A 21,698-nucleotide genomic window follows, 5' to 3' on the forward strand; every position below is an offset into this window, starting at 1 on the left:
CACCTTCATGATTTTGTGGAACGACAAGGAGCTAACGCCCTACTGGGTTCTTGCGGGTGGCTGTTTGTTGATTTGGTTGCTGTTATTCGCACGAAGCCGCATTCCGGTAAGGCAGCGTGACGATAGACCGGTTGGAGTTCAGATTGGCAATGGACAGACCATTGGTGCTCGCAATGAACAGGACGATTATTTTGCCTGTGCCGTGCAGCCACATGGTGTACTTGCTGTACTTGCCGATGGGATCAGTGGATTGTCCGGTGGAAAAGTGGCAAGTACGACTGCCGTGGAAACATTTATCCGGGAGTTTGAAGAGTTGGAGCGGTTTCCTGATCCGGAAGAGTTTTGGGATGCTTCTTCCCATGCGGCAAATCAGGCCATCCTTCGGAATTTGCTGGGCGTTCCCGGAGGAACAACGTTGGTGTCTGCCATGATCAAGGGCAGGGATTTGTATTGGGGTGCGGTAGGAGACAGCATCTTGGCCGTGTTTCGCAATGGAGAGCTGCTTGCCATCAATCATAAGCATACACTGGAAAGTCAACTTGAAGAACAGTATATGTCTGGAGAGATCTCAGAGCAGGAGGCACTTGACAATCCGCAGCGCAAAAGGCTGGTCAACTATTTGGGGTACGACCATTTTAAACAAATGGAAATCGCGGACGAGCCGTTTGCACTGCAGCCGGCGGACAAGATTGTGTTATGCAGTGACGGGGTATACAACTCCCTCACGGAGATGGAACTGGAGACCATTCTGGCGCAAGATATTCCGCCATTTGATGCAGCCCAGGCCATCATTGATTTGATTGAAGAAAAACAGCTCGTGCATCAGGATAACGCCACGATTATCATTTTGGAGCAAGGATGGTAACAGATCGGGCAACGCACAGGGACGGGAAATGGGGAGACGGATGAGGAAGGAGAACAGTGAATTCAAGACGGCTTTTGTCTCAGAGGCGGGGTCTTTCCTGAAAAATCGGGATTTCTACGGCTGCGTTGAACTGGAAGACTGGGCTTGTTATGTCATTGCAGATGGCCTGGACACCGATACGGAAGTGAATAGTGCACAGATCACAGTACAGACCATTCTGGAATCCTTTTTGGAAAAGCCAACCATGTCCAAGCGCAGACTGACGGAATATATCAAGATCGCACATGAATGGTTGCAGTATGAAAGCCGCCGGGTCAGGCTCAAAGCGGGATTCGTTATTGTTGTAACGGATTATACACGCATGGTGTGGGCATCGGCCGGACATAGCCGCTTGTATCATTTCCGGGGAAATAGACTTGCATTAAAAAGCAAAGATCACAGCGTAGCCGCCCAACTGGCAGCGGAAGGTCAGATTGCAGAGGATCGTGTGGATCAGCATGATGAACGCGGCAATCTGAATGAATACGCGGGCAAACCTGGCATGATCAAACCGTATGTATCCGATAAGGTCAAGCTTGCCGATGGTGATGTGCTTGTTCTATGCACCCCTGGATTATGGGAAGGCGTGCAGGATGCCGAGATGATTGATGCGGTGGAAGGTGCCAATGACCCGCAGGCGCTGGCCGACACGTTGGAAGAAGTGATGCTCAGCAAGCAACGTTCACGAATCGAGAATTATAGTGCGGCAGCCATCTATGTGAACAAGATTTTTCATGAAGAACCCAAGAACCGTAAGAAGTGGATTAAACGGATTGCCATCATGTTGATTATGCTCCTGATTTTTGGAGGAGCCGGCATATTCTACGCGGTGAAAAGCGCAGCCAAAAAAGCCGAGCTGGTCGTAGATATGCTGCAATACGAACAGAACGCTGACCAGTACGTGAAGGAACAGGAGTACGCCAAGGCCGTCTCAGATTACAGTCTTGCTCGCAACAATTCGATCAAAGTAAAGGACCCTGTGCACAAAAAGTTGCTGACTTCGAAGATGGCTGTTGCTCAGACATTGGTTGACGGCGAGGCTCATCTGAAAGAAGGGGATATTCCCAAGGCAACCGCCAGTTACACCAAAGCACTGGAATTGTCTGAGTCCTACAATATGTTCAACCGTGAAGTCATTCAGGAACGTTTGGAACAGATGACCACCTTTCAGCAAGTACAAGACTGGATCACCGAGGGGGATCTGAAACTCCAGAACGGAGACTACAGTGGAGCAATCATTTTGTATAAAAGGGCCAGAACAGCGGCTACGGAAACAGCATATAAGGAAGCTCTGAAGGAAGTTGCCACCAAACTGGAGACGGCCGAAACCAAACGGGCGGATATCAAGCGCCAATCCAGACAACTTCAGGCCGATACGCTGGAACAGAAGGGTGACCGCTTCAATGAAGCCGGAGATTATAGTGGCGCCATGGATGCCTATGCATCGGCACAGGAAATTTATCAGGAGATCGATATGTTGGAACGCGTGCTGGCTATGGAGCGGAAAATAAATAAGCTGGATGAGAAACTGAATCCGCCTGTACCGGCGGTTGATCTTACTCAGGATGCGGCAGGGTTAGGAACAACAGATACGTCTGGTTTGAACTCGGACTGGACCGGGAATGCGGGAGGAATGAGCGTAGGCAATTCAGTGGGAAGCACTTCTTCCACGGGTAATTCCTCTTCGGCCGGAAGTGGGGCTGCGGATGCTTCTGGCTCCGGGTCTTCTTCGGAGAAAACGACAAGCAATGCTAGCATTAATTCCGCCTCAAAGGCTAAAGGAAGCACCGACACCACCGAGGCTGAAGCGAATGAACAGGAAGCAACGGAAGGAGGAGATTCGTGATGAAAGATATTATTCGTGACCGTCTAAACAAGATGGAGGATCTGGAACAACGTCGCATACTCAAAGACCTCATGACAGGTGTTTTTCTTAATCTGGTGGAGTATCAGGAGACGCTAAACAAACAGATCGAGCAACGGGTGTTTGACGAGGTGAAGAATCAGGAGAGAAAGTATGAACTCCACATCACATTAATTGACCGGGAAGATTATGATCCCATCCATGAATTTCTCCGACCGATGTTAAGTTCCGATTTGAACAATCAAGTTCTAGATATCAGTGGTGTTGCAGAACTTGTACGTAATGGAGGGGAAATTCCTTTATTCTCCTTGTTTTTGGAAATGGGTACCCAGCAGATTTGGGATTTACTTTCAAGTGAACGGATATTTAAGGGCACCATGATTACGAATGCAGGCGAGTATCCGTTATTTTTTAAGTTAAAACAAAACCTATCGTACATAAACGAAATAGAGAAGCTCTATCATTCGTTTATGTTGAACGGGATGAACTGGCGGACGATTAATCTCCCGTATATTTATAAGTTTGTGAATTGTGTGCTTGTTGGAGGAGAAGGAGAACCTGCCATACATGAAGAGGTAAAAGAAATTGTTTTGTCACTGGAGGAGTATGACGTCTATAAACGTTCAGGCGTTATTCCGTTGTGGAATTTGGAACGAATAAGTCAACGTAATACAGGTTTCCCGATGCCGGCCATAGACCGAATTAATTTTGAACATACACTTTCTTTACGACAAGAAGGAATTGAACATGGATATTTGGTCGATGCCAGCGAAGCGGATGTTAGATATATTTTGCGATCCGAGGAACGATTAGTTATCGTAACTCCCCGCAATGAATCAGGTGAATGGGGGCTTGTGAAAATCATTAAACCTTCTTTGACGAATTTGACTCATTTCCCGTATTCGACATTTTCAAATCGGCGTAAGGAACAGTTCACTGTCCGTTTAGCCGAAAACAAGGGACAAATCATTCGCTCTAAGGCAGAGATTCTGCGAATTGTTAGTTCTCTTGAAGCAGCTGAAGGAATTGAATTGGTCGAAATTCAAATTTTGGATCCAGTAAAAAACGGTCAAATGTTGGGTGATACATCTTCCTTGACCTATTCATTAAATTCATTTGTGAGTGACGGTATACGAACCGATCATGGTAAGCCGGTCATGAAACTGGGTTTTAGATTTGAGGCAGGCGGCAGGGAAAGAATACCGAAATTTTTAGAGGTGGATGTATTAAGTTATATTGTTGCCGAAATCCAGAGGTATTTTCCCGATTACAGATGTGAAGGTGCATATCTGTGAACTATATATGGGATGTCATGTTGAATTCACAGTTGAAGGGCATGGATGCAAGTAGCATAAAGTTTGCACCCGCGGAGAACTACTCGCCATATATGGAGCTCAGTTTGGAAGATCTGAATGTGCGAGAAATCGATCAGACCATCGAAGTGAATCCTTATTATCGATTTTACTCCATATTCAAGAATCTCTTTCTTCCGGATGATGAAGAAGTTTACGAGCTGAGGGAGAATCTTTTTGATATCCTTTTTCACTTCTTGGGAACGATTGATTTACATCAGGGAATGAACAAACGTGAGTATTATATTCGTTTTCTAAAGAGGGATATATGTGATGGCGTGTATGGAGGCAGAATTGCATCCACTTTTAAAGATCTGAATAGAGAGGAGCAGGACAAGATCTGCGAGGGATTGTTGATGGTTTACGAAACAGGAGAATTGATTCATTTCCTGAAACAGACCATGAGCAAGATATTTAAAAAATCCATTATTTACGCTAATTGCGAAGAAAAAAATGAATTACTGATTTATATGGGGCAGAAGAAAACAGATGATACCAATTCCAAAGTCGATTTGATTATGGGATTATTTTTACCACTCGATTTCACGATCGAGATCTATTGGAGTCATCATTTTGGGATTTTAGAAGAGGAAACCACCATGAGGATTGAAGGAATAGCCCTCTACTAAGTGGGTTGAAAAAAGTGGTACCTCGTTGAATGAAAGGAAACGTGAATGATGAACGGACCTTATAAGTATAGGCTGCATCAACCGGACACAGATGATAAAAGTAGTCCATTCGCAACCAGATATGCAAGAGTGGAGCTTGAACAAATGACAACTTTCCAGTTGAAAGAAATATGTCATAAGCAGCGTCTTGTAGAAGGTTTGGCCAACCGTCTGGATCGGAATTCACTCATCAGCCTAATTTTAAAATTCAGGAGTGACGAGGAAAACTTTTTAATTACACGTCATCACGATGGCGGTTTCGAAAGAATCGAAACCATTCTGCAACAATATTGGAAGGACCAAAGGCCGAAGGAAGCGACGATTCGTGTTCCCGCCAGAATTACTTTATATCAGGGCGTGCGAACGGGCAAGAATGATCGTTATCTGATCCAATCCGATGAAGTGTGGCTCAATAATTCCAATGTTTTATTGGTAAACGGGAGTGGGCAGTTGTGCGGCATCATGAATATTCTCAAAGATGAGAATCGCCAAGGATGCTTCTATTTATCGCGTGATGAAGATACAGATCTAAGGGAAACATCCAATCGGGACTATCGTTTGTTGTTCTTAAAAAAACAAGATTCAGATTATTTCTATCATGCATATTACAATGATCGGCCCATGCTTCCATTGAAATTTCAGGCTGCCTGTGTTCCCGTCTCCGAATTAGTCATAAGGGATACGGAAACAACAGAGGCGGTACTTGCAATTGATTTTGGGACATCCAATACAACAGCTGGAGCATACTTAGATGATGAATATGTTTCGAAGCCGGAGAGAGGCGTTCATTCTTCAGTTCAAATCAATTCAATCAACTATGTTTCGTTTCCGCAGCGAAAGGGACAGGAATGGACAGAAGTATTACCAACGGCAGTTCGTATTGTGGAGTGCTCCAGTTCGCAACATGTTGTCTATTCTTATGGTGAAGAAGCACTAGGAGATCACGAATTTGGAGGAACGCGGGCGAGTGTTTTCCGTGGAATAAAAAGGTGGATCAATAACTATGAAGCCAAAGAAGAGATCATCGATTCTGTAGGGAATACAGCCGTTGTTGATCGCGGTGAAATTCTCGGAGGCTTCCTCCGTTATGTGATAGGTACAGCAGAACAGCAATTCAAATGCCGATTCAAGAATCTTCATTTTACCGCTCCGGCCAAACTGCAGGTACAGTTCATTGAGATGTTCAAACATGTTCTTCCCGATTACAAAATCGTTGAAGATCAGGTTTTGGATGAAGGTCTGGCTGTTCTGTATAATACACTGGCTGATCAGATGGATCGAGGAGCTTTTGCAGACGGTGAAGAATATCAGGCGCTTGTCATGGATTGCGGGGGAGGAACAACGGATCTATCTTCGTGCCGCTTTCGGATTGAGGATGGGAGGATAGCCTACAAACTCGATATCCATACAAACTTTGAAAACGGGGATATGAACTTTGGAGGTAATAATCTAACTTACCGGATCATGCAATTCATGAAAGTTGTGTTTGCAGATTATTATGCAACGGATGGACGTTACTCCGATACGGATATTGATACATTAATCAGCATACCTGGAGGAGATTTGTATCGACATGTTGATGAATTTGGAGTAGATGCGGTTTACGAAAGATTGGAAAAACGGTATTTAGAGGCTGGACAAATTCTGCCGACCGCATTTAAGAACTATGAGAGCGCGACACGTGAAGAATATCAGAGGGTTTTGAATAATTTTCACCTTCTGTGGGGTGCTGCAGAAAACATGAAAAAGGAATTTTTTCATCGAACAGGCATATTGCGCAGCAAATTTGAATCCGAGCGTGGCACCGCTACAGAAACGGATCTAAATATCGAGGTAATGGATCGATGGCTGATATCTGTTGTTGAAAATGGCCGTTTCAGGGATGAGCATCATCTTCCAGGAGTTGTGTTCAATATTAGGGAGATTCATCAATTGCTTAAAGCGGATATCTATAATATTGTTCGCAAATTTCTGGATGAATTCTATCATAATGGACGCTTGCAAGATTATTCGATTATCAAGCTTACAGGGCAGTCTTGCCGAATTGATCTGTTTCGCGAGGCGCTAAAAGAATTCGTCCCGGGGAAAAGCATTGAATTTAAGCAAAAGGCTGAAGTAAGCCAGAAAACACCAGAATTAAAAATGGCATGTCTTAAGGGAGCTATTCGCTATCTGAATTCAAAAAAGATGGGGATGATTGATCCACAGATTACGCATCAATCTCCAGTAATTCCGTATACGATCAGTTCCTTAACTCACTCGGGATCGGAGAAGAATCTCATTGAAGGCTTGAATGAAAAGAAAATCTCCGGATTCATATCCCGCCCTTCTCATGCTTCAGAGATCGAATTTTATCTTACTTCAATCGATGGAAAACAACGGGGACGCTATGTATATCACAATCAACTAGCCGCATATGAGATCAAGTCTTATAAAGAGATCGCAGTGAAGTTCGGAAGGTTTATCCTGCAAGACGACACCGACTCGATTAGTAATGGCGAAACCAGGTTTTTTGTCTTTACCGGGGAACAGCATTGGGGATTTGTCGTCGTCCCCGTATCACGAAATGAAGAGCAGCTCTACTTAGGTCCCAAAAAGTTTTTTCCCTTCGAACTGGAATCATCCGAACTTGATTTCTTCGATGGCACAAAGTGATTTGCTTGTTTGAAGCAAAGAGAGAGAGGGGGATGGCTATGCTGGTACACATCGTTCCACGATTTGAGAAGGGGCGCATTCTACGTACCGAAATGTTAGAGAATCTTAGGGATTTTCCACGGACTTTTCTAGATGTTCGATTCGAAGATTATTCGGATGGGATATTGACAGGATTAAAGGTAAGCGTGGAAGATCAGGTTCTTATTGTGGGTAAAGGTATACTCAAACATGCCGGGCGCCTTTACTTGCTTGAAGATGATTTTTCGGTTCCATATATGGCTACTGGCCGGGTGGCCGTATTGAAAATGATTTTTCTTGAACCGACCCGAAGGCCCGATTTTACGGCACATCATGCCGAAATTGTATTGGAGGGCGAAGAGTCATTGGGGCTTGATGAGGTGGAATTGGGAAGATTCAAGTTAAAGCCGGGTGCTGTTCTTCGATCTGATTATCAAGATTTTGCGGATATGAATACTGAATTTAATACATGGTGCGATCTACATGCTCCTTACTCCGCAATTTCAACACCTACGCTGAGACCGGATATCCTGCGTTTTTTTGCCTATGAGATGTTGCAATTTCGTTCAGGAGATGTCCAGGATCATGTTTTTTCGTTCACCTGCTTGAATTCGGAAAGGGTATCCCGTCAAGTAGTTGAGCAGTATATCTATCTCAAAACCGGAATGAATTGCGAGGATTATTCGAATGTTCAGCTGCATAGGCAACTGTCCATGATATTGGATGAGTCAGGTCGTAATACGAAGACGGCAGTGCCATGGGCCAATGGCCGCAAAGGAAGAATGATTGTAGATTGATTTACTTACGGAAGGGAGGCGGAGGTTTTGTCTTATCTGGATGAGGAGATAGCCAAGCTTGAAAAGCAGCGAAGACTGGAAGAGCGGGAGAAAAAACAAGGAAATACGATTCACCAGAACTTGAGAGAGCATCCTGAACTGGAGGAAACTCCATCCCCGCAAGAAATTATGGAAGGTATTCTAAAAGGGACGCTCATAGTGGAAGGAACGGAGGTATCTTTTGATAAAACAAGCCTTATGCGCACGGGCATTTGCATCAGGTTGCCTCAAGAATTCGTGCAGACCTTGGGAACGTCAGAACATCTGGTCTATAGTAACGAGAAGCTTGAAATGAACTTGATGATGCAATGGATCAAACCTGTAAAAGCCATGTCGATGGGGCAATTCAAAGAGATTATGCAGCAACAGTTTCGATCCATGGAACTGGGCATGAATTGGATGGAGGACGGGAATGTTGTTCCGTGTGACTTGCAAACCAGGTATTGTGTGTTTAGCAGTTCCGTGGCCAATGGGCACGTATTCAACTATCAAGCTTTTATAGAAAAAGGCGATTATCAGCTCATTTTTAATGTAAACGGTAATTTGGACCGATGGAGTCATTGGAAACCGGTGATTACAGGTATGATATCTTCGCTGGAGGTGACAGATTTATGAGCTCAGAAGCTTTGACTTACGAAAACATAAAAATCACTCCGTTTGACCAGATAAGATTGGAACAGTTCTCGATCGAACAAATGGTGAACGAGCATGGCAAGATATCTCTATCCGGAACGATCACTAAAGAGCAACATGATGAGTATATGCAGACTGTGCAATCTCTTACTCCGGTGAATGTGTTGCAGGTCATGTCAAATGGTAATACCAAAAAGTTGTTCTGTGGATTAATCACCATGTTGGAAATGCGCAAGGTACAGGATGTTTACTATTTACAAGCAGAAGCCCATACGTATTCGTACATGCTCGATCTCAAACGCAATACTCGTTCATTTCAGAATCCTTCACTTAATTATAATGCGTTGGCTAAAGAAGTCGGAAAAAGCCATAAAGGATATGACGTCATATACGCTGTCGGACGTGATGATAGCATCGGCAAGTTTGTTCTTCAATATTATGAAACAGACTGGACTTTCCTGAAACGGATGGCTGCCCGTATGAATACGGTACTATTACCGGCAGCACATCTGGACAGCGTGAAGATTTACTTCGGTGTGCCCGACGATGACACGGATGAGCATCTAGAGAATTATAACTATGTCGTCAAAAAAGATCTATCCTCCTACCTGTATCAATCCCGAAACAGCCAGTCCCTCGTCCATGAATCCGATTTTGTGCATTATGAAGTGACAACGCATCGCGTCTTGAATCTGGGCGATGTGATCCGGTTCAAGGGGCGCCCTTATTGCATTCAAAAATGTACATCTAGCATGGAAAAAGGTCTCCTTGTGCACCGTTATACAATAACGAGCCGCAAAGGTATGAATAAAGCTGCTCTCTACAATGACAGTATGCGCGGCGCTTCCATTGGAGGACGTGTTCTTGCCATTCAACGAGACACCGTCAAAGTACATTTGGAGATTGATGAACAAGGTCAAGAGAGTACGGCCTATTCCTTCCCGTATGCTACTTCTTACGCTTCAGAAGATGGTAGTGGATGGTACTGCATGCCAGAGAAGGGGGATAGTGTCCGGGTGCATTTTCCGAGCTCCCGAGAAACCGAGGCTTATGCCATCAGCTCTGTTAATACCTATTCGGAGGAAACGGCACTATCTCAGCCGGTTGCTGTAAGCACCGGGAACCAGGGCGGGGCGATGCTTTCCTCTGGAAGCGGTGGCGGATCAAGTGCTTCTTCCTCCGGTGATCGCATGTCCGATCCGAACGTACGTTATTTCCGCAATCCTGCAGGAATGGAAGTTAAACTCACGCCAGATAACGTTCAAATATCTGCTAACAACGGTAAATCCATTATTATGTTGGAGTCTAACGGTGCAGTAACCATTATGGGACAAAAGGAAGTCTCTCTTCATTCACAGGAAAATGTTCGTATCCGTGCTGAAAAGACACTGCTTTTGACGGCCCAGGACCAAATTGTAATAAGTAGCGACAAAGGCGGGAAAATCACACTGGATGAGTCGGGTAACGCAACAATGGCTGGCACAGAGGTGTTCACCAATAGCTAAGCGTAAAATCAGACCATCTTTTATTGTTCGCAGGAGGTGATGGATGTCATGAAACGGACGGAAGCTTTGAATGAACTTCGTCAGCAATGGGTTCCGCCATTCAGAGCAAATTGTATTGGCGATTTGCATCAGAGCTTGGAAGTACATCTGGAGGAGTTGCACAAGCATGCTTTGCACGTATTTACAGAGGGTTGCTCCAAAGCATTGCAAATGCAAAGGTTGGGACGTAAAGGAAAGATCGGACACATTCATATCACATTTTTCAGAAATCGTATTATTAGGCAGGATTTTCGGTGCAGGATCTATTGGTACGACCAAGCGCTCTATGCCGATCCATTGGAGTGCTTCATCGAATATGATGCAAGTTGGGCGTTCAGATACTTAATGAAATTCAATGAGTTGAGTTTGCAGGAAAGCAAAAAATACATCGGCAAAATACTGGATGCAGACTTGCTTCTTCTGATGAGACAGGAAGCTTCGCTCTACATGCACTATATTACCAATCTGTTCAGGCAAGTCATGAAGGTTGCTGTAGAGCAAGAGACATTCCTGCAGTTGGACAAGGAAGAAGAACTGTACATCCGGTCAGGTGAACACAGGGATTTCAATGAATTGATATATAAATACAATGCTTACGTTCCCGATACGGAAGATATTAGGCAAAAACTTATCCCTAACGAGCTGGATGAGTATGTGCATGGCAACTTCAGAAATATTGATTTGAGCGATATGTACTTCAAGTTAGTGAATCTCTGTTATGCCTACTTTACTCATACGAATTTGAGCGGCAGTTTACTCGTCGGTTGCCCACTGATTGGAGCTGATTTTCGAAATGCGAAGCTGTCCCACGCTAATTTTGGGCATAGCCTCATTCATGGGGCGGATTTCGGTGGGGCTGACCTGTCCGGGGCACAGTTCGAGGAAGTTCAGGCAAGTTATGTCACACCAACCTGTGAAGAATTTCATATTCCGGCGTTCAGCCCCACGCGGTTTGAAAGAGCGGATCTGACCAATGCCATATTCGTGAATGCTGATCTGAGAGGAGCCGACTTCAAAGGGGCTGTTTTCGAAGGAACAAGCTTTGTGCAGTGTCGCCTAGATGGGGCTCATTTTCTTGAAAAGGATCTTAAAACAATAAAATTGAGTTCAGAACAGCGGGAAGGCTTGAAAATTTACTCCTAAACGAAAACGGTGGATGGATACCAAAATGAGGGAGGAGGATATAAATGGATTATTTTATCATGACACAGGATCGACTGCTCGATAAACATATGATCATGTTTGATGGTTTAAGATCTGCCTTTAGAACGTTGGAGGTTTCGAAAGAACGCGCACAGGAGATCAAAGATTTCACCGTTGTGTATGTCGAAGGAAAGGACAAGATTATTCCGGATTTGATTGACCGTCCGGTTGTTCTCATGTCCGATCCTTTAAAAAAGGTCGTTGAAATGTACGATGACGATGCTCTCTTCAAATGTGTGGTACTTGCCCATCCTGAGGAAGAAATGCAACAAACCTATTGGTTGCTGCTGATAGATCGATTGGAATGTCTGTCTGATCTAACGGAATATGATCCTTGGGGGAGGCCGAGCCGAATAATCATTGACCGGAAGATGGCCAAAGGTCATGCCGTATTTCGGATTGCAGGCATTGACGATCAGCGACTGGTCATTAATTTGGACATTGCTGAAAGCATACTGCGGCGAGATTTGTGGGGGATATCGCTCGAACCGCTGGAGTCGAAGGAGGAAAAGGAAATATGAGCGATGACAAAAGCTATGTGGTACATGGGGCTTATGCCCAATGCACATTCGGGACACGACCCGCGAGATTGGTGATCCCTGCCAGTCACGGTGATTACATTCATGAGCAACCGCAATTAAACGTGAATGATTTCCTTTCGATGACCAATATCCGACCGTTTGGCTTGTGTACAAGCCTTAACAATCCGGCAGTACAGGCTGAGATGAAGGCAATCGTAGAAGCGGTCCAACCTCCTAAGCAGGATATTGGTTGGTTCAAATCCCTTTTTACTAAAGAAGAGGATGTTCCGTTGGAAGAACTTCCGCCACCTGAGTGTGTGGCCATGTGTACGCCTCAAATTATTGCTCCGTGGTTGGACGGCAAAGATGACGTCAAGGTGAGTACTGGAGATGCTTTGCTTAACACCTGCAAAAACTTTTGTATTTGCGGGCGTGGGGATATCACGATAGTTCATAACGGTCAGAGAGAGTAGTCGGATTCCGTGATGGTCATAGGAAGGAGGAGAAATAATTGTGGAAATGGTTTATGCAGGAATGATTATTGAAATTCCTTGTAACTTGGTCAGAATTGAAGATATACAGATCATGCATCGAATGAATGAACATTCTTACTTGCGGATCAGGGCTGTCCTACATGAAAAGGGAAGCGAAAGTGCTCATGAGCTTACTACAGACGACAAAGTGAAGGCATACATAGCATCTGAAGATGGTTGGGAAAAGAAAACGTGCCTGTTTGCCGGAATGGTTCAACAGGCGGTGGTCGAGCATGTTCAAGGCATTTTTTATTTGGAATTGGTGGCAGTATCACATACGTACAAGCTGGATATTGAATGGAGGAAGCGTTCGTATCAAAATCAGCAAAAGACTTACTCCGAGGTCATCCATAAGGTGATTGATCAATATGCAGGTGCCTCCTTGATCAATGCATTACCGGCTACGGTAACGGGGCAAATGTTGCTGCAATATCAGGAAACAGACTGGGAGTTCATTCTTCGCCTTGCTTCCCGCTTGGGTACGGTAATCGTGCCCATAGTTGATGATGCGCCTGCCATAGCCTTTGGAATCCCGCAAGAAATGGCGAAGAACGAGCTGGCCTTTGAGGCGTATACGATGCAGTCTCGTTTTGTTCCACATCGGGAAACACAGGAAATTCGCTATCAGATTCAGAGCAGGCAGGTGTACCGGCTTGGAAACCAAATGGAGATTCAGCGACTGCCTTTTGTCGTTTATGAGATTGAATCGACGGTGGCCCACGGTGAACTAATTCATACCTACACGCTACTATCCGAAGCCGAGGCCAAATTGACCAAAATCCTGCCTTACGGCATACAAGGCTTATCGCTTGAAGGTAAGATCACGAAAATATCCCGCAATAAGGTCCAATTGCATCTGGATATTGATAAGGAAGCCGAAACGGATAACGCCTGTTGGTTCCCATTCTCGACAGGTATGGATAACCAGAGTGCGTACATGATGCCCAAGCCGGGATCGCCGGTGAAGTTACATTTTCCCAGCCCATCCGAGAAGAGCGCCATTGCGACGAGTTCGGTCCGCCGAGGAGTCGAACAGAGCAAATACAGCCAAAAGTCGTCCAATCCTGCCATCAAGTCATTAACGAACGATTCGGATCAGGAGATGAAGCTGACGGGTGAAGATATCGTATTTGCCGCAGATGCAGCAGAAACCGTCAAATTGAAACTGGCCGGAGACGGTTCGATAGAAATTTTAGCGAATACGGATATAGCCGTTGTTGCTCTGGAGGATTTCCTGATCGACGTTAAAGGGGACATGCCTGCTCCGAAACAAATTGAAATGACTGCAGGCGAAATGGTGGCTATCTCCAGAAGCCCGATGGAAGGCATCAATCTGGATCAATATATTTACATCGCCGATCTTACGGATATACAGGCAGCTACCATATATTATGATGGGACTCCAGGCAAGCCGCCGGCAGACCCGTTTGACGATTCTGAGCTCCTAGCGCAAGATGCCAGCATCATGGAAGAGATCAACGGAAATGCTCTTGCATATCGACAGGCACTGGTTGACAAAATGGAGGCGGGCAAAAGCAAAATCGGCTTTGGCAAAATCGCCATGCTGATCGGCGCAGCGGCCGTAGGTGTTGCGGCGGTCGTTCTTACGGGTGGGGCAGCAACACCTCTGGTTATTGCCGCAGGAGCAACTTTGGTTGCGGGTACCACCACAATGGTGTTGGCAGCTAGCGAGATGGCAGAAGGTAGCCAGGATATAGCCAAGGCCAGGGTAGGCGACTTGTCTCAGTCGCACAATTTTATGCGGGATACGGTGTTGGGCGGCAATGCCGAACTGTACGATATGGTCAAATATGGATCGGTCATTGTCTCTGTTGGGGGACTCTCCGTATTGACTGGTGGCGGGGCTTCAGCGCTAATTCTTCCATCCATTGGTGGAGGAGTGAACGTTGCGATCACTGCAATCTTCGATCCTGCGTTACAACCAGGAGAGACGTTAATCGGCCACTATATGAAGAGCTTCCAGAACGGATTTTTGAGTGGTGCCATGATGGGTAAATTCATGACTGGTATTAAATGCGGTACCGGGTTAAGCAATTTTGCCAATATCTATGGCCGAGCGGTAGCAGGCGGTACAATCAGCGGCATGACGCAGGACATGATGAACACGGGAAGCACAAGCCTCACGTCGAATTTGGCGGCTAATGTAGTGGGGGGGCTTTTCTCTTTTACAGGCAAAAACAGACTAACCGATTATGTTTCCTCCGTAGCAGGCGGCATGGGGGGAGCTATGGCGGAGGATTTATGGCGAAACGGGAACGTCAACCATTCTCTGACATGGGATACGTTAAAGAAAGTGTCGGTTGCCAGCCTTGCTACTATGGTTAAGACTGGTGATCCCGTGGACGTCACGAGAGGTGGCTTTCATTATTTTGCCAAAGACATGATCGTGCTTGATATTGGTTCTCCGATCGAAATGGTACGGAACTATAATTCACTTTATCCAGTCAAGGGACTGACGGGCCGAGGGTTTATTTTTACATATGAATCCTACCTCAAGCGAGAGGGGAATCGGATTTACATCATTTGTCCGGATAGCCATTACGAGAGATTTATGTTTCATGAGGGCACTTGGATCAATGCGATTGGAGGTAAGCAGGACTATCGTCTGATCGAATATGAGGATGCATCGGGGTATGCACTCATCGGACCGGACAGGGTAACGTACGAGTATGACGAGACAGGGCGTTTGCGCAGCGTTGCGGATCGGTCAGGGAATCGGACGCGACTGGAGTATAACGATAACGGTATTAGCCGTCTGATTGCACCGGGCGGAAAGACTGTCTTGATGGAGTGCCGGGATGGCTTGTTAATACGGATGACCGACAATATTGGCAGATCCGTGATTTATGAATATGATGGCGACCTCCTCATGCAGGTAACCTATCCCAATCAGGGGAACATTCAATATACGTATACGGAGCAAGACTATCTTGAGAGCATAACGGACCAGAACGGAAATACCTATGTGACTAACATCTATGATGCTGCTGGTAGAGTAATCCGGCAAAGGGATGCTTACGATCAAATGACCGATATCTATTATAATGATGCTGATTCTGAAACGACATTTACTTTCCATGCGACGAATGTCGTGGAGACGTATCGCTATAATACAGATTACCTTGTAACCGATATCGTCTATCAGGATGGGACACACGAAACTTTCGAGTATGATGCGTATCAATTCAAGTGTGCACATACGGATACAGGTGGCCGGACTACTCGGTGGGAGTATGATATTAATGGGCAGCTACTGACGGAGATTGCAGCTGATGGCACACAGCATAGTCAGGTCTATGATGAACAATTCAACCGTATCTCCGTGTCAGTCAATAATATCGTGGAAAAGACGTATGCCTATGACACGTTCGGACGCGTACTGGAAGAGACGCAAGCGATTGATGCGGAGCGTCGGGCTGTCACTGCCTATACCTATGATGCACACGGAAGGACTCTCACACGCCAGAATGCGCTGGGTCACGTGACTACGTATGCTTATGAAGTCAATCATACGGATACACCATCTTATGTTAGGGATGCCGAGGGCCAAGAGTATCGATATACATTGGATGATGCGGGCCGGGTCACCGGCATAACGACAGCGTATGGAACCGTTGAATTCGAGTACAACGATCTGAACAAAAGAACCCGTATTGTGGATGCAGAGGGCAATACTACGCTGATGTTCTATGACAAGATGGGCAACATGATCAAGCGGGTGCAGCCCAATGATTACGTGGAACGAATCGATAACGGTAAAGGAACGGAGTACCGCTACGATGCGTTGGATCATCTCATTCGCATCACCGATCCGCTTCAGCAAACCCAAAGGTACCACTACGACATGTACGATCATATGCTCAAAGAGGTGGAGCCGAACCAATATGATCCGGTATTGGATGATGGTCAAGGCACGGAGCATGTATATGATCATCGTGGAAACCGCATCCAGACCATATTGCCCGATGGAGGGATTCAGCGCTTCAAATATGATGCCGCCGGGAATCTCGTGAAGTCCATCGGTCTAGAGCAATATGACCCAGCGACGGATGATGGCCTGGGAACGGAATACGAATATGATGCCATGGACCGTCTGGTTCAGGTGACCAATGCAGAAGGGCACATCGAACGGCGGTACGCCTATGATTCCGCAGGACGGGTCATCAAAGAAATGGACGGCAAGGCAGTGGACAGTGGTGACCAAGATGCCGAACGGTTCGGCACATTGTATGGTTACAATATGGCAGGATGGTTAATCGAAAAACGGGAACCTGTTCAGGAAGGGATATCCTCTGAGAGTGAGCCTGCGGTATCTGGGCAGGTGATGTACCGCTTGTCCCGTTATGAATATGACCTTGCCGGAAACCTGGTGAAGGAAGAACGAACGTCGGAGTTTGTTACACGGGAGGGATATCCGGCGACGTATCATGGTATTACGTATGCCTATGATCGTAATTTGCGTGTAACTCGCATCACGGATGACACAGGAGCGGACATTCGATATACATACGATTGTCTGAATCAGCGGACCTCCGAACGTTATAAGCTGAGTGAAGGCAAGGAGCGATACATCCGTTACGAATATGACAAAGCGGGCAGGCTATTGCGCCAGCTAGATGTACTCGATGGGGAAGACCTGCGTGATGAACGCCAGGGAACGGTCTCGGCAGAGACCAAATATGGGTATGATCGTAACGGGAACATTACGTATATACGTTCGCCCGAAGGGTACGAAACGGAGATTAGCTATGATAGCACAGACCGGATCGTACAGATCAGCCGCCGGGAGCATACAGGAGCGAAGGCCAGTTCCATGTACCTGAAGTATGACCGCAGCGGCAACGTGACCGAAGAAACAGATACGCTGGGGCATCGGGTGAAGTATGCCTACGATGTCAGGAACCGTCCGATCCGTTATGTGGGCAAGCGTGGCGGCATGACAAGACTGTTCTACACTGCCGAGGGGAAACTGGCGAAGAAGGTCACTCCCGGATTGTACGATGCAGCGAGCGATGATGGGGCAGGAACGGAATATATGTATGACGTGCTGAACCACTTGACCTGCATTCGGAACCCGCTGGGTGAGATCATTCAGCAGCATGCCTATAACCGTTATGGGGAGCAGGAAGCCGTGACGGAATACGGCGTCGAAACGAGGTATGCCTATACGCTGGCTGGTCAGGTACATCAAGTGTGGGGCAATGGCCCAGATCGCACCATGGTGCTACGACAGGAATATGAGTATGATGCCACAGGACATGTCGTAGGGGTTCGGGATGGCGAAGGGCGAATGACGCGCCGTACACTGGACGGATGGGGCAACATTACGGCACTGACGCGGCCGGACGGCACGATGGAGCACTATGACTATGACGTTGCGGGTAACCTGACTCGTTCTACGGATGCGAAGGGACATGCGACTCAATATGCGTATAATTCCCTGGGTGAAGTGTCTGCGATAACAGGCCCGGACGGCTTACCCATGACGTACCAGTATGACCGGGAAGGCCGCCTGGCAAAGCAGCAGGATCGAAACCAGCGGGTACTGGACATGGTCTACAATTTCAATGACCAACTCGTCCGCAGACGGGAGCTGTCCAGCGGCGAAGAAGAAACGTACACTTACCGCGAAGATGGCCTGCTGATCTCGGCCGCGAATAGCGAAGTGCGTTATGACTACGACTATAACGAAGACGGTTTGCTCACGGCCAAATATCAGAGCCGAATCGGTGACCTGACGAAACAGGCAAAGGACACCACTCCGCGTCTAGTGTTGCGCTACGAGTATGATGCAGAAGGCCAAACGGTGGCCCGCACGGATGCTGGCGGAATGCGTGTCGAATACGCGCATGATCCGGTGGGGCGGGTTGTTGCCATCCGGCAAGGTGAGAAAGACCTGGCTCAGTACACCTATGCAGCAGGCAACCGAATCGCGTCCATGCTGTACGGCAACGGTGTGCAGACGGCGTATGAGTATACGCCAGAAGGACAAGTATCGCGGCTCCACACCCGTGCAGCGGATGGAACAGTATTGCTAGACAACCGATATGCGTATGACCAAAGCGGGAATACGGTTGGCTGTTATGGAATGGAAGATCGCACGGAATACCGTTACGATGCACTAGATCGACTGGTGGAAGCCCAGTATGCCGGATACGGCACGGAGCAACTCGCTTATGACGCCGCAGGAAACCGAGTCTCTCGTGACTGGAACGGACAACGGACAAGCTATACCTATGATACAAGGAACCGCCTGCTCAGCCTGATTGAGGAAGCATTGCAGAAAGAAAATGGGGAACAACCAATAACCCCGAGCAACACCCGTTATCAATATGATGCGCATGGAAACCTGATCCGAGAGCATCAAGGAGAGCGGGCGATAAACTACACTTATGATGCATTCAACCGTACCATTCGAGTCGAGCAAGCAGATGGCGGTGTTGTACAGCATGGTTACGACCCGGAAGGTTTGCGAAGCAGACTGGATACGAACGGAACTGTAAGCTATTTCGTGCATGACGGCTGGCATGTCGTCAATGAGTTGGACGAAACGGAGCGAGTGCAGGCATCTTATATACGCGGTCATGAATGGCTAACACAACTGGACGATCAGGGGGATGTGGCTTATTATGTAAATAATATTCACGGTGACGTAACCCACCTTACCGGACAAGAGGGCAAGATCCTGAACGCGTATACCTATGATGCCTTCGGGAACACATTGTCTGCAAGAGAGCAACGTGTCAATCCGTTCCGTTATGCGGGAGAAATGCAGGATGCGCTGACGGGACATTACTATCTGCGCGCCCGGTTCTATAACCCGCTGATTGCTCGGTTCACGCAGGAAGACACGTACCGTGGCGATGGATTGAATCTGTATGCGTATGTCGCCAACAACCCGATCCGATATGTAGACCCGAGTGGGTATATGTGTGAGGTGAAGGGTGAAACGTATGCTAATCCAAAAGATAAAGTTGTTAAAGAGTATGATGTGGTACCCTATAGACCGACAACTGGGAAATATGGGCTTGAAAATCATCATGGTGTAATGAATGAATGGGCTAAACAAAATGTACCGGGATATACTACATTTGTAAACGTGTCTCCTACAGTAGCTTTAAGTGTAGACAACCATAAGCTGACCAAAGAGATTTTTAGAGAATGGAGTAGAGAAAATTACGGTAGACCAGTTGGGGCTAAGATTGAATGGACTAAGATGTCTCCACAACAAATTCAAAAACTTTCTGAAGATATGTTTAATGCTTCTAAAACTCCCGATTCTGCACGTAGAGAATATTACAGAACGTTGAATCAATTTTTGTACAATTTACCTTCGTCTGGGGTAACGAGTAGGACTCAGAAAATGGAATTTTCAAATCAAATAAGGGATCTAATTTATAGGTGAAAATACAATCACAAAGGAGAATAATAAATGAAAATAAAAACAATTGTTAAACAAATTGAACAATTCGATGATTGTATGATTTCTCCTCCTATAGGTTTACCTAGACTCAGTGAGAACCATATACTTCCTGAAGATGTGAAAGAGTTTTATCAAATATGTGGAGGGATAAAACTGTTTGAAGGGAAAGATTTTGGAGTTGATATTGTTTCTCCAGAAAAATTTGTTTTGGCAAACCCGGTCATAGTTAATGAGTTGTGCGAATATGATATTTCTTCTAATTGGTACATTATAGCTGATGATCGTAATGGAGATTTTCTTACAATTGATCTTCATAAAGATAGATTAGGAAGATGTTACGATAGTCACTGGGATACACATGCTGTTGCAGGAAGTTGTGCGATCATTTCTAATAGCTTTACAGAATTACTGAGTAATCTTGTTGAAACGAAGGGGCAAGGGACTACATGGTTTTGGGATGAAGATGATTTTGAACCATTAGGAGACGCATATGATAATCTAACGAATGAATAGAGTTGTAACGTGGTACGGTTTATAAATATCACTTGTGTTGTTTGTCTGCTTTAGATTTTTATATAGGAAGAGATAGTTAATATATCTTCCGTTCAGAAAGTACATTGAGTTGATACTTGATTGTAGTATGAAGCGCAAAATGTGCTCGAAATTTTAATTGATCAAGCAATCACTTTATTATGTCGAAGGTCTATTCCTATTAGGGATAGGCCTGTTTTATAATCTGTGGTTCAGAACTGAACTCAATTCGGTGATGCTGTAGACAGACGAATAACCTACACTTATGATGCATTCAACCGTACCATTCGAGTCGAGCAAGCAGATGGCGGTGTTATACAGCACGGTTACGACCTGGAAGGTTTGCGAAGCAGACTGGATACGAACGGAACTGTACGCCATTTCGTACATGACGGCTGGCATGTCGTCAACGAACTCGACGAAGCGGCACGGGTGCAGGCATCATATATCCGTGGTCATGAATGGCTAACACAACTGGACGATCAGGGCGATGTGGCTTATTATGTAAATAATATCCACGGTGATGTAACTCACCTGACCGGACCACAGGGCCAGATTCTGAACGCGTACACGTATGATGCCTTCGGGAACATGCTATCGGCAAGAGAGGAACGTAGCAATCCGTTCCGTTATGCGGGAGAAGTGCAGGACGCGCTGACAGGACATTACTATCTGCGTGCCCGGTTTTATAACCCACTCATAGCGAGGTTCACGCAGGAAGACACGTACCGTGGGGACGGTCTGAGCCTGTATGTGTATGTCGTCAACAACCCGATACGATATGTAGACCCGAGTGGGTATGCCAAAGCGGCAAGTGGAGCAAGTCCTGCGTCTTGTGTGAAAAAGGGTGCACACATGGTTCAGGTACCACAGCAACGCAAAGAAGGAATTCTTCTGGATTAGTAGCAGGTGGTTTATAACTTATTCTCGCTAGAAGCTATCATTGGACAGGTATAATCTGATTTTATAAAATTTAACAGGTTGATTATGGT

General features: G+C 46.1%; 14 protein-coding genes. All 14 read left to right on the forward strand.

The genetic code is table 11. From position 1 onward, the window contains the following. Positions 1-7: 7 nt before the first annotated feature. The 14 genes from G3352_RS27190 to G3352_RS27255 all read left to right on the forward strand — a co-directional run bounded on the left by G3352_RS27190 (position 8) and on the right by G3352_RS27255 (position 21,609). Positions 8-865 carry a PP2C family protein-serine/threonine phosphatase gene (locus tag G3352_RS27190; RefSeq protein ID WP_163761240.1) on the forward strand — a complete coding sequence of 286 codons (858 nt, stop codon included), beginning with the start codon at positions 8-10 and terminating at the stop codon, positions 863-865. A 40-nt stretch (positions 866-905) separates the two neighbouring features. Beyond that, the gene (locus tag G3352_RS27195; RefSeq protein ID WP_163761241.1) at positions 906-2,750 is read left to right on the forward strand and encodes a SpoIIE family protein phosphatase; all 1,845 of its coding nucleotides are present in this window, start codon (positions 906-908) and stop codon (positions 2,748-2,750) included. Then, positions 2,750-4,063 carry a normocyte-binding protein gene (locus tag G3352_RS27200; RefSeq protein ID WP_163761242.1) on the forward strand — a complete coding sequence of 438 codons (1,314 nt, stop codon included), beginning with the start codon at positions 2,750-2,752 and terminating at the stop codon, positions 4,061-4,063. Before G3352_RS27195 ends, G3352_RS27200 begins: the two co-directional genes overlap by 1 nt. Beyond that, entirely contained in the window at positions 4,060-4,749 is a 690-nt protein-coding gene (locus G3352_RS27205; protein WP_163761243.1) for an iron-dependent peroxidase, read from the forward strand. The genes G3352_RS27200 and G3352_RS27205 overlap by 4 nt, the downstream gene beginning before the upstream one ends. 48 nt (positions 4,750-4,797) lie before the next feature. After that, on the forward strand, positions 4,798-7,443 hold the full coding sequence (locus tag G3352_RS27210) for an acetate and sugar kinases/Hsc70/actin family protein (protein ID WP_163761244.1): 2,646 nt from the start codon (positions 4,798-4,800) through the stop codon (positions 7,441-7,443). A gap of 38 nt (positions 7,444-7,481) precedes the next feature. Continuing rightward, positions 7,482-8,258 carry a DNA and RNA helicase gene (locus tag G3352_RS27215; protein WP_163761245.1) on the forward strand — a complete coding sequence of 259 codons (777 nt, stop codon included), beginning with the start codon at positions 7,482-7,484 and terminating at the stop codon, positions 8,256-8,258. Positions 8,259-8,285: 27 nt separating this feature from the next. Next, complete coding sequence (locus G3352_RS27220; protein ID WP_163761246.1) at positions 8,286-8,912, forward strand: hypothetical protein; 627 nt, start codon at positions 8,286-8,288, stop codon at positions 8,910-8,912. Continuing rightward, positions 8,909-10,435, forward strand: a complete 1,527-nt coding sequence (locus G3352_RS27225; RefSeq protein WP_163761247.1) for a contractile injection system protein, VgrG/Pvc8 family — start codon at positions 8,909-8,911, stop codon at positions 10,433-10,435. The genes G3352_RS27220 and G3352_RS27225 overlap by 4 nt, the downstream gene beginning before the upstream one ends. 48 nt (positions 10,436-10,483) lie before the next feature. Continuing rightward, the gene (locus tag G3352_RS27230; protein WP_163761248.1) at positions 10,484-11,617 is read left to right on the forward strand and encodes a pentapeptide repeat-containing protein; all 1,134 of its coding nucleotides are present in this window, start codon (positions 10,484-10,486) and stop codon (positions 11,615-11,617) included. 44 nt (positions 11,618-11,661) lie between these two features. Continuing rightward, positions 11,662-12,198, forward strand: coding sequence for a hypothetical protein (locus G3352_RS27235; protein ID WP_163761249.1), 537 nt, complete (start codon positions 11,662-11,664; stop codon positions 12,196-12,198). Continuing rightward, on the forward strand, positions 12,195-12,671 hold the full coding sequence (locus G3352_RS27240) for a DUF4280 domain-containing protein (protein WP_163761250.1): 477 nt from the start codon (positions 12,195-12,197) through the stop codon (positions 12,669-12,671). Before G3352_RS27235 ends, G3352_RS27240 begins: the two co-directional genes overlap by 4 nt. Before the next feature lie 46 nt (positions 12,672-12,717). Beyond that, positions 12,718-20,157, forward strand: coding sequence for an RHS repeat-associated core domain-containing protein (locus G3352_RS27245; protein WP_240343253.1), 7,440 nt, complete (start codon positions 12,718-12,720; stop codon positions 20,155-20,157). 27 nt (positions 20,158-20,184) lie between these two features. Then, complete coding sequence (locus G3352_RS27250; protein ID WP_062330035.1) at positions 20,185-20,688, forward strand: SMI1/KNR4 family protein; 504 nt, start codon at positions 20,185-20,187, stop codon at positions 20,686-20,688. A 270-nt stretch (positions 20,689-20,958) separates the two neighbouring features. Beyond that, positions 20,959-21,609, forward strand: coding sequence for an RHS repeat-associated core domain-containing protein (locus G3352_RS27255; RefSeq protein ID WP_481856338.1), 651 nt, complete (start codon positions 20,959-20,961; stop codon positions 21,607-21,609). Positions 21,610-21,698: the final 89 nt, after the last annotated feature.

Origin of the sequence: Paenibacillus sp. ALJ109b (genome assembly GCF_010747435.1) — a bacterium.
Lineage (GTDB): Bacteria > Bacillota > Bacilli > Paenibacillales > Paenibacillaceae > Paenibacillus > Paenibacillus taichungensis.

What these genes read in the sequence shown, in the direction of transcription:
- G3352_RS27225 (WP_163761247.1), top strand. Translation starts at nt 8,909, where the DNA reads ATGAGCTCAGAAGCTTTGACTTACGAAAACATAAAAATCACTCCGTTT.
- G3352_RS27190 (WP_163761240.1), top strand. Translation starts at nt 8, where the DNA reads ATGATTTTGTGGAACGACAAGGAGCTAACGCCCTACTGGGTTCTTGCG.
- G3352_RS27195 (WP_163761241.1), top strand. Translation starts at nt 906, where the DNA reads ATGAGGAAGGAGAACAGTGAATTCAAGACGGCTTTTGTCTCAGAGGCG.
- G3352_RS27240 (WP_163761250.1), top strand. Translation starts at nt 12,195, where the DNA reads ATGAGCGATGACAAAAGCTATGTGGTACATGGGGCTTATGCCCAATGC.
- G3352_RS27245 (WP_240343253.1), top strand. Translation starts at nt 12,718, where the DNA reads ATGGTTTATGCAGGAATGATTATTGAAATTCCTTGTAACTTGGTCAGA.
- G3352_RS27200 (WP_163761242.1), top strand. Translation starts at nt 2,750, where the DNA reads ATGAAAGATATTATTCGTGACCGTCTAAACAAGATGGAGGATCTGGAA.
- G3352_RS27215 (WP_163761245.1), top strand. Translation starts at nt 7,482, where the DNA reads ATGCTGGTACACATCGTTCCACGATTTGAGAAGGGGCGCATTCTACGT.
- G3352_RS27230 (WP_163761248.1), top strand. Translation starts at nt 10,484, where the DNA reads ATGAAACGGACGGAAGCTTTGAATGAACTTCGTCAGCAATGGGTTCCG.
- G3352_RS27235 (WP_163761249.1), top strand. Translation starts at nt 11,662, where the DNA reads ATGGATTATTTTATCATGACACAGGATCGACTGCTCGATAAACATATG.
- G3352_RS27210 (WP_163761244.1), top strand. Translation starts at nt 4,798, where the DNA reads ATGAACGGACCTTATAAGTATAGGCTGCATCAACCGGACACAGATGAT.
- G3352_RS27250 (WP_062330035.1), top strand. Translation starts at nt 20,185, where the DNA reads ATGAAAATAAAAACAATTGTTAAACAAATTGAACAATTCGATGATTGT.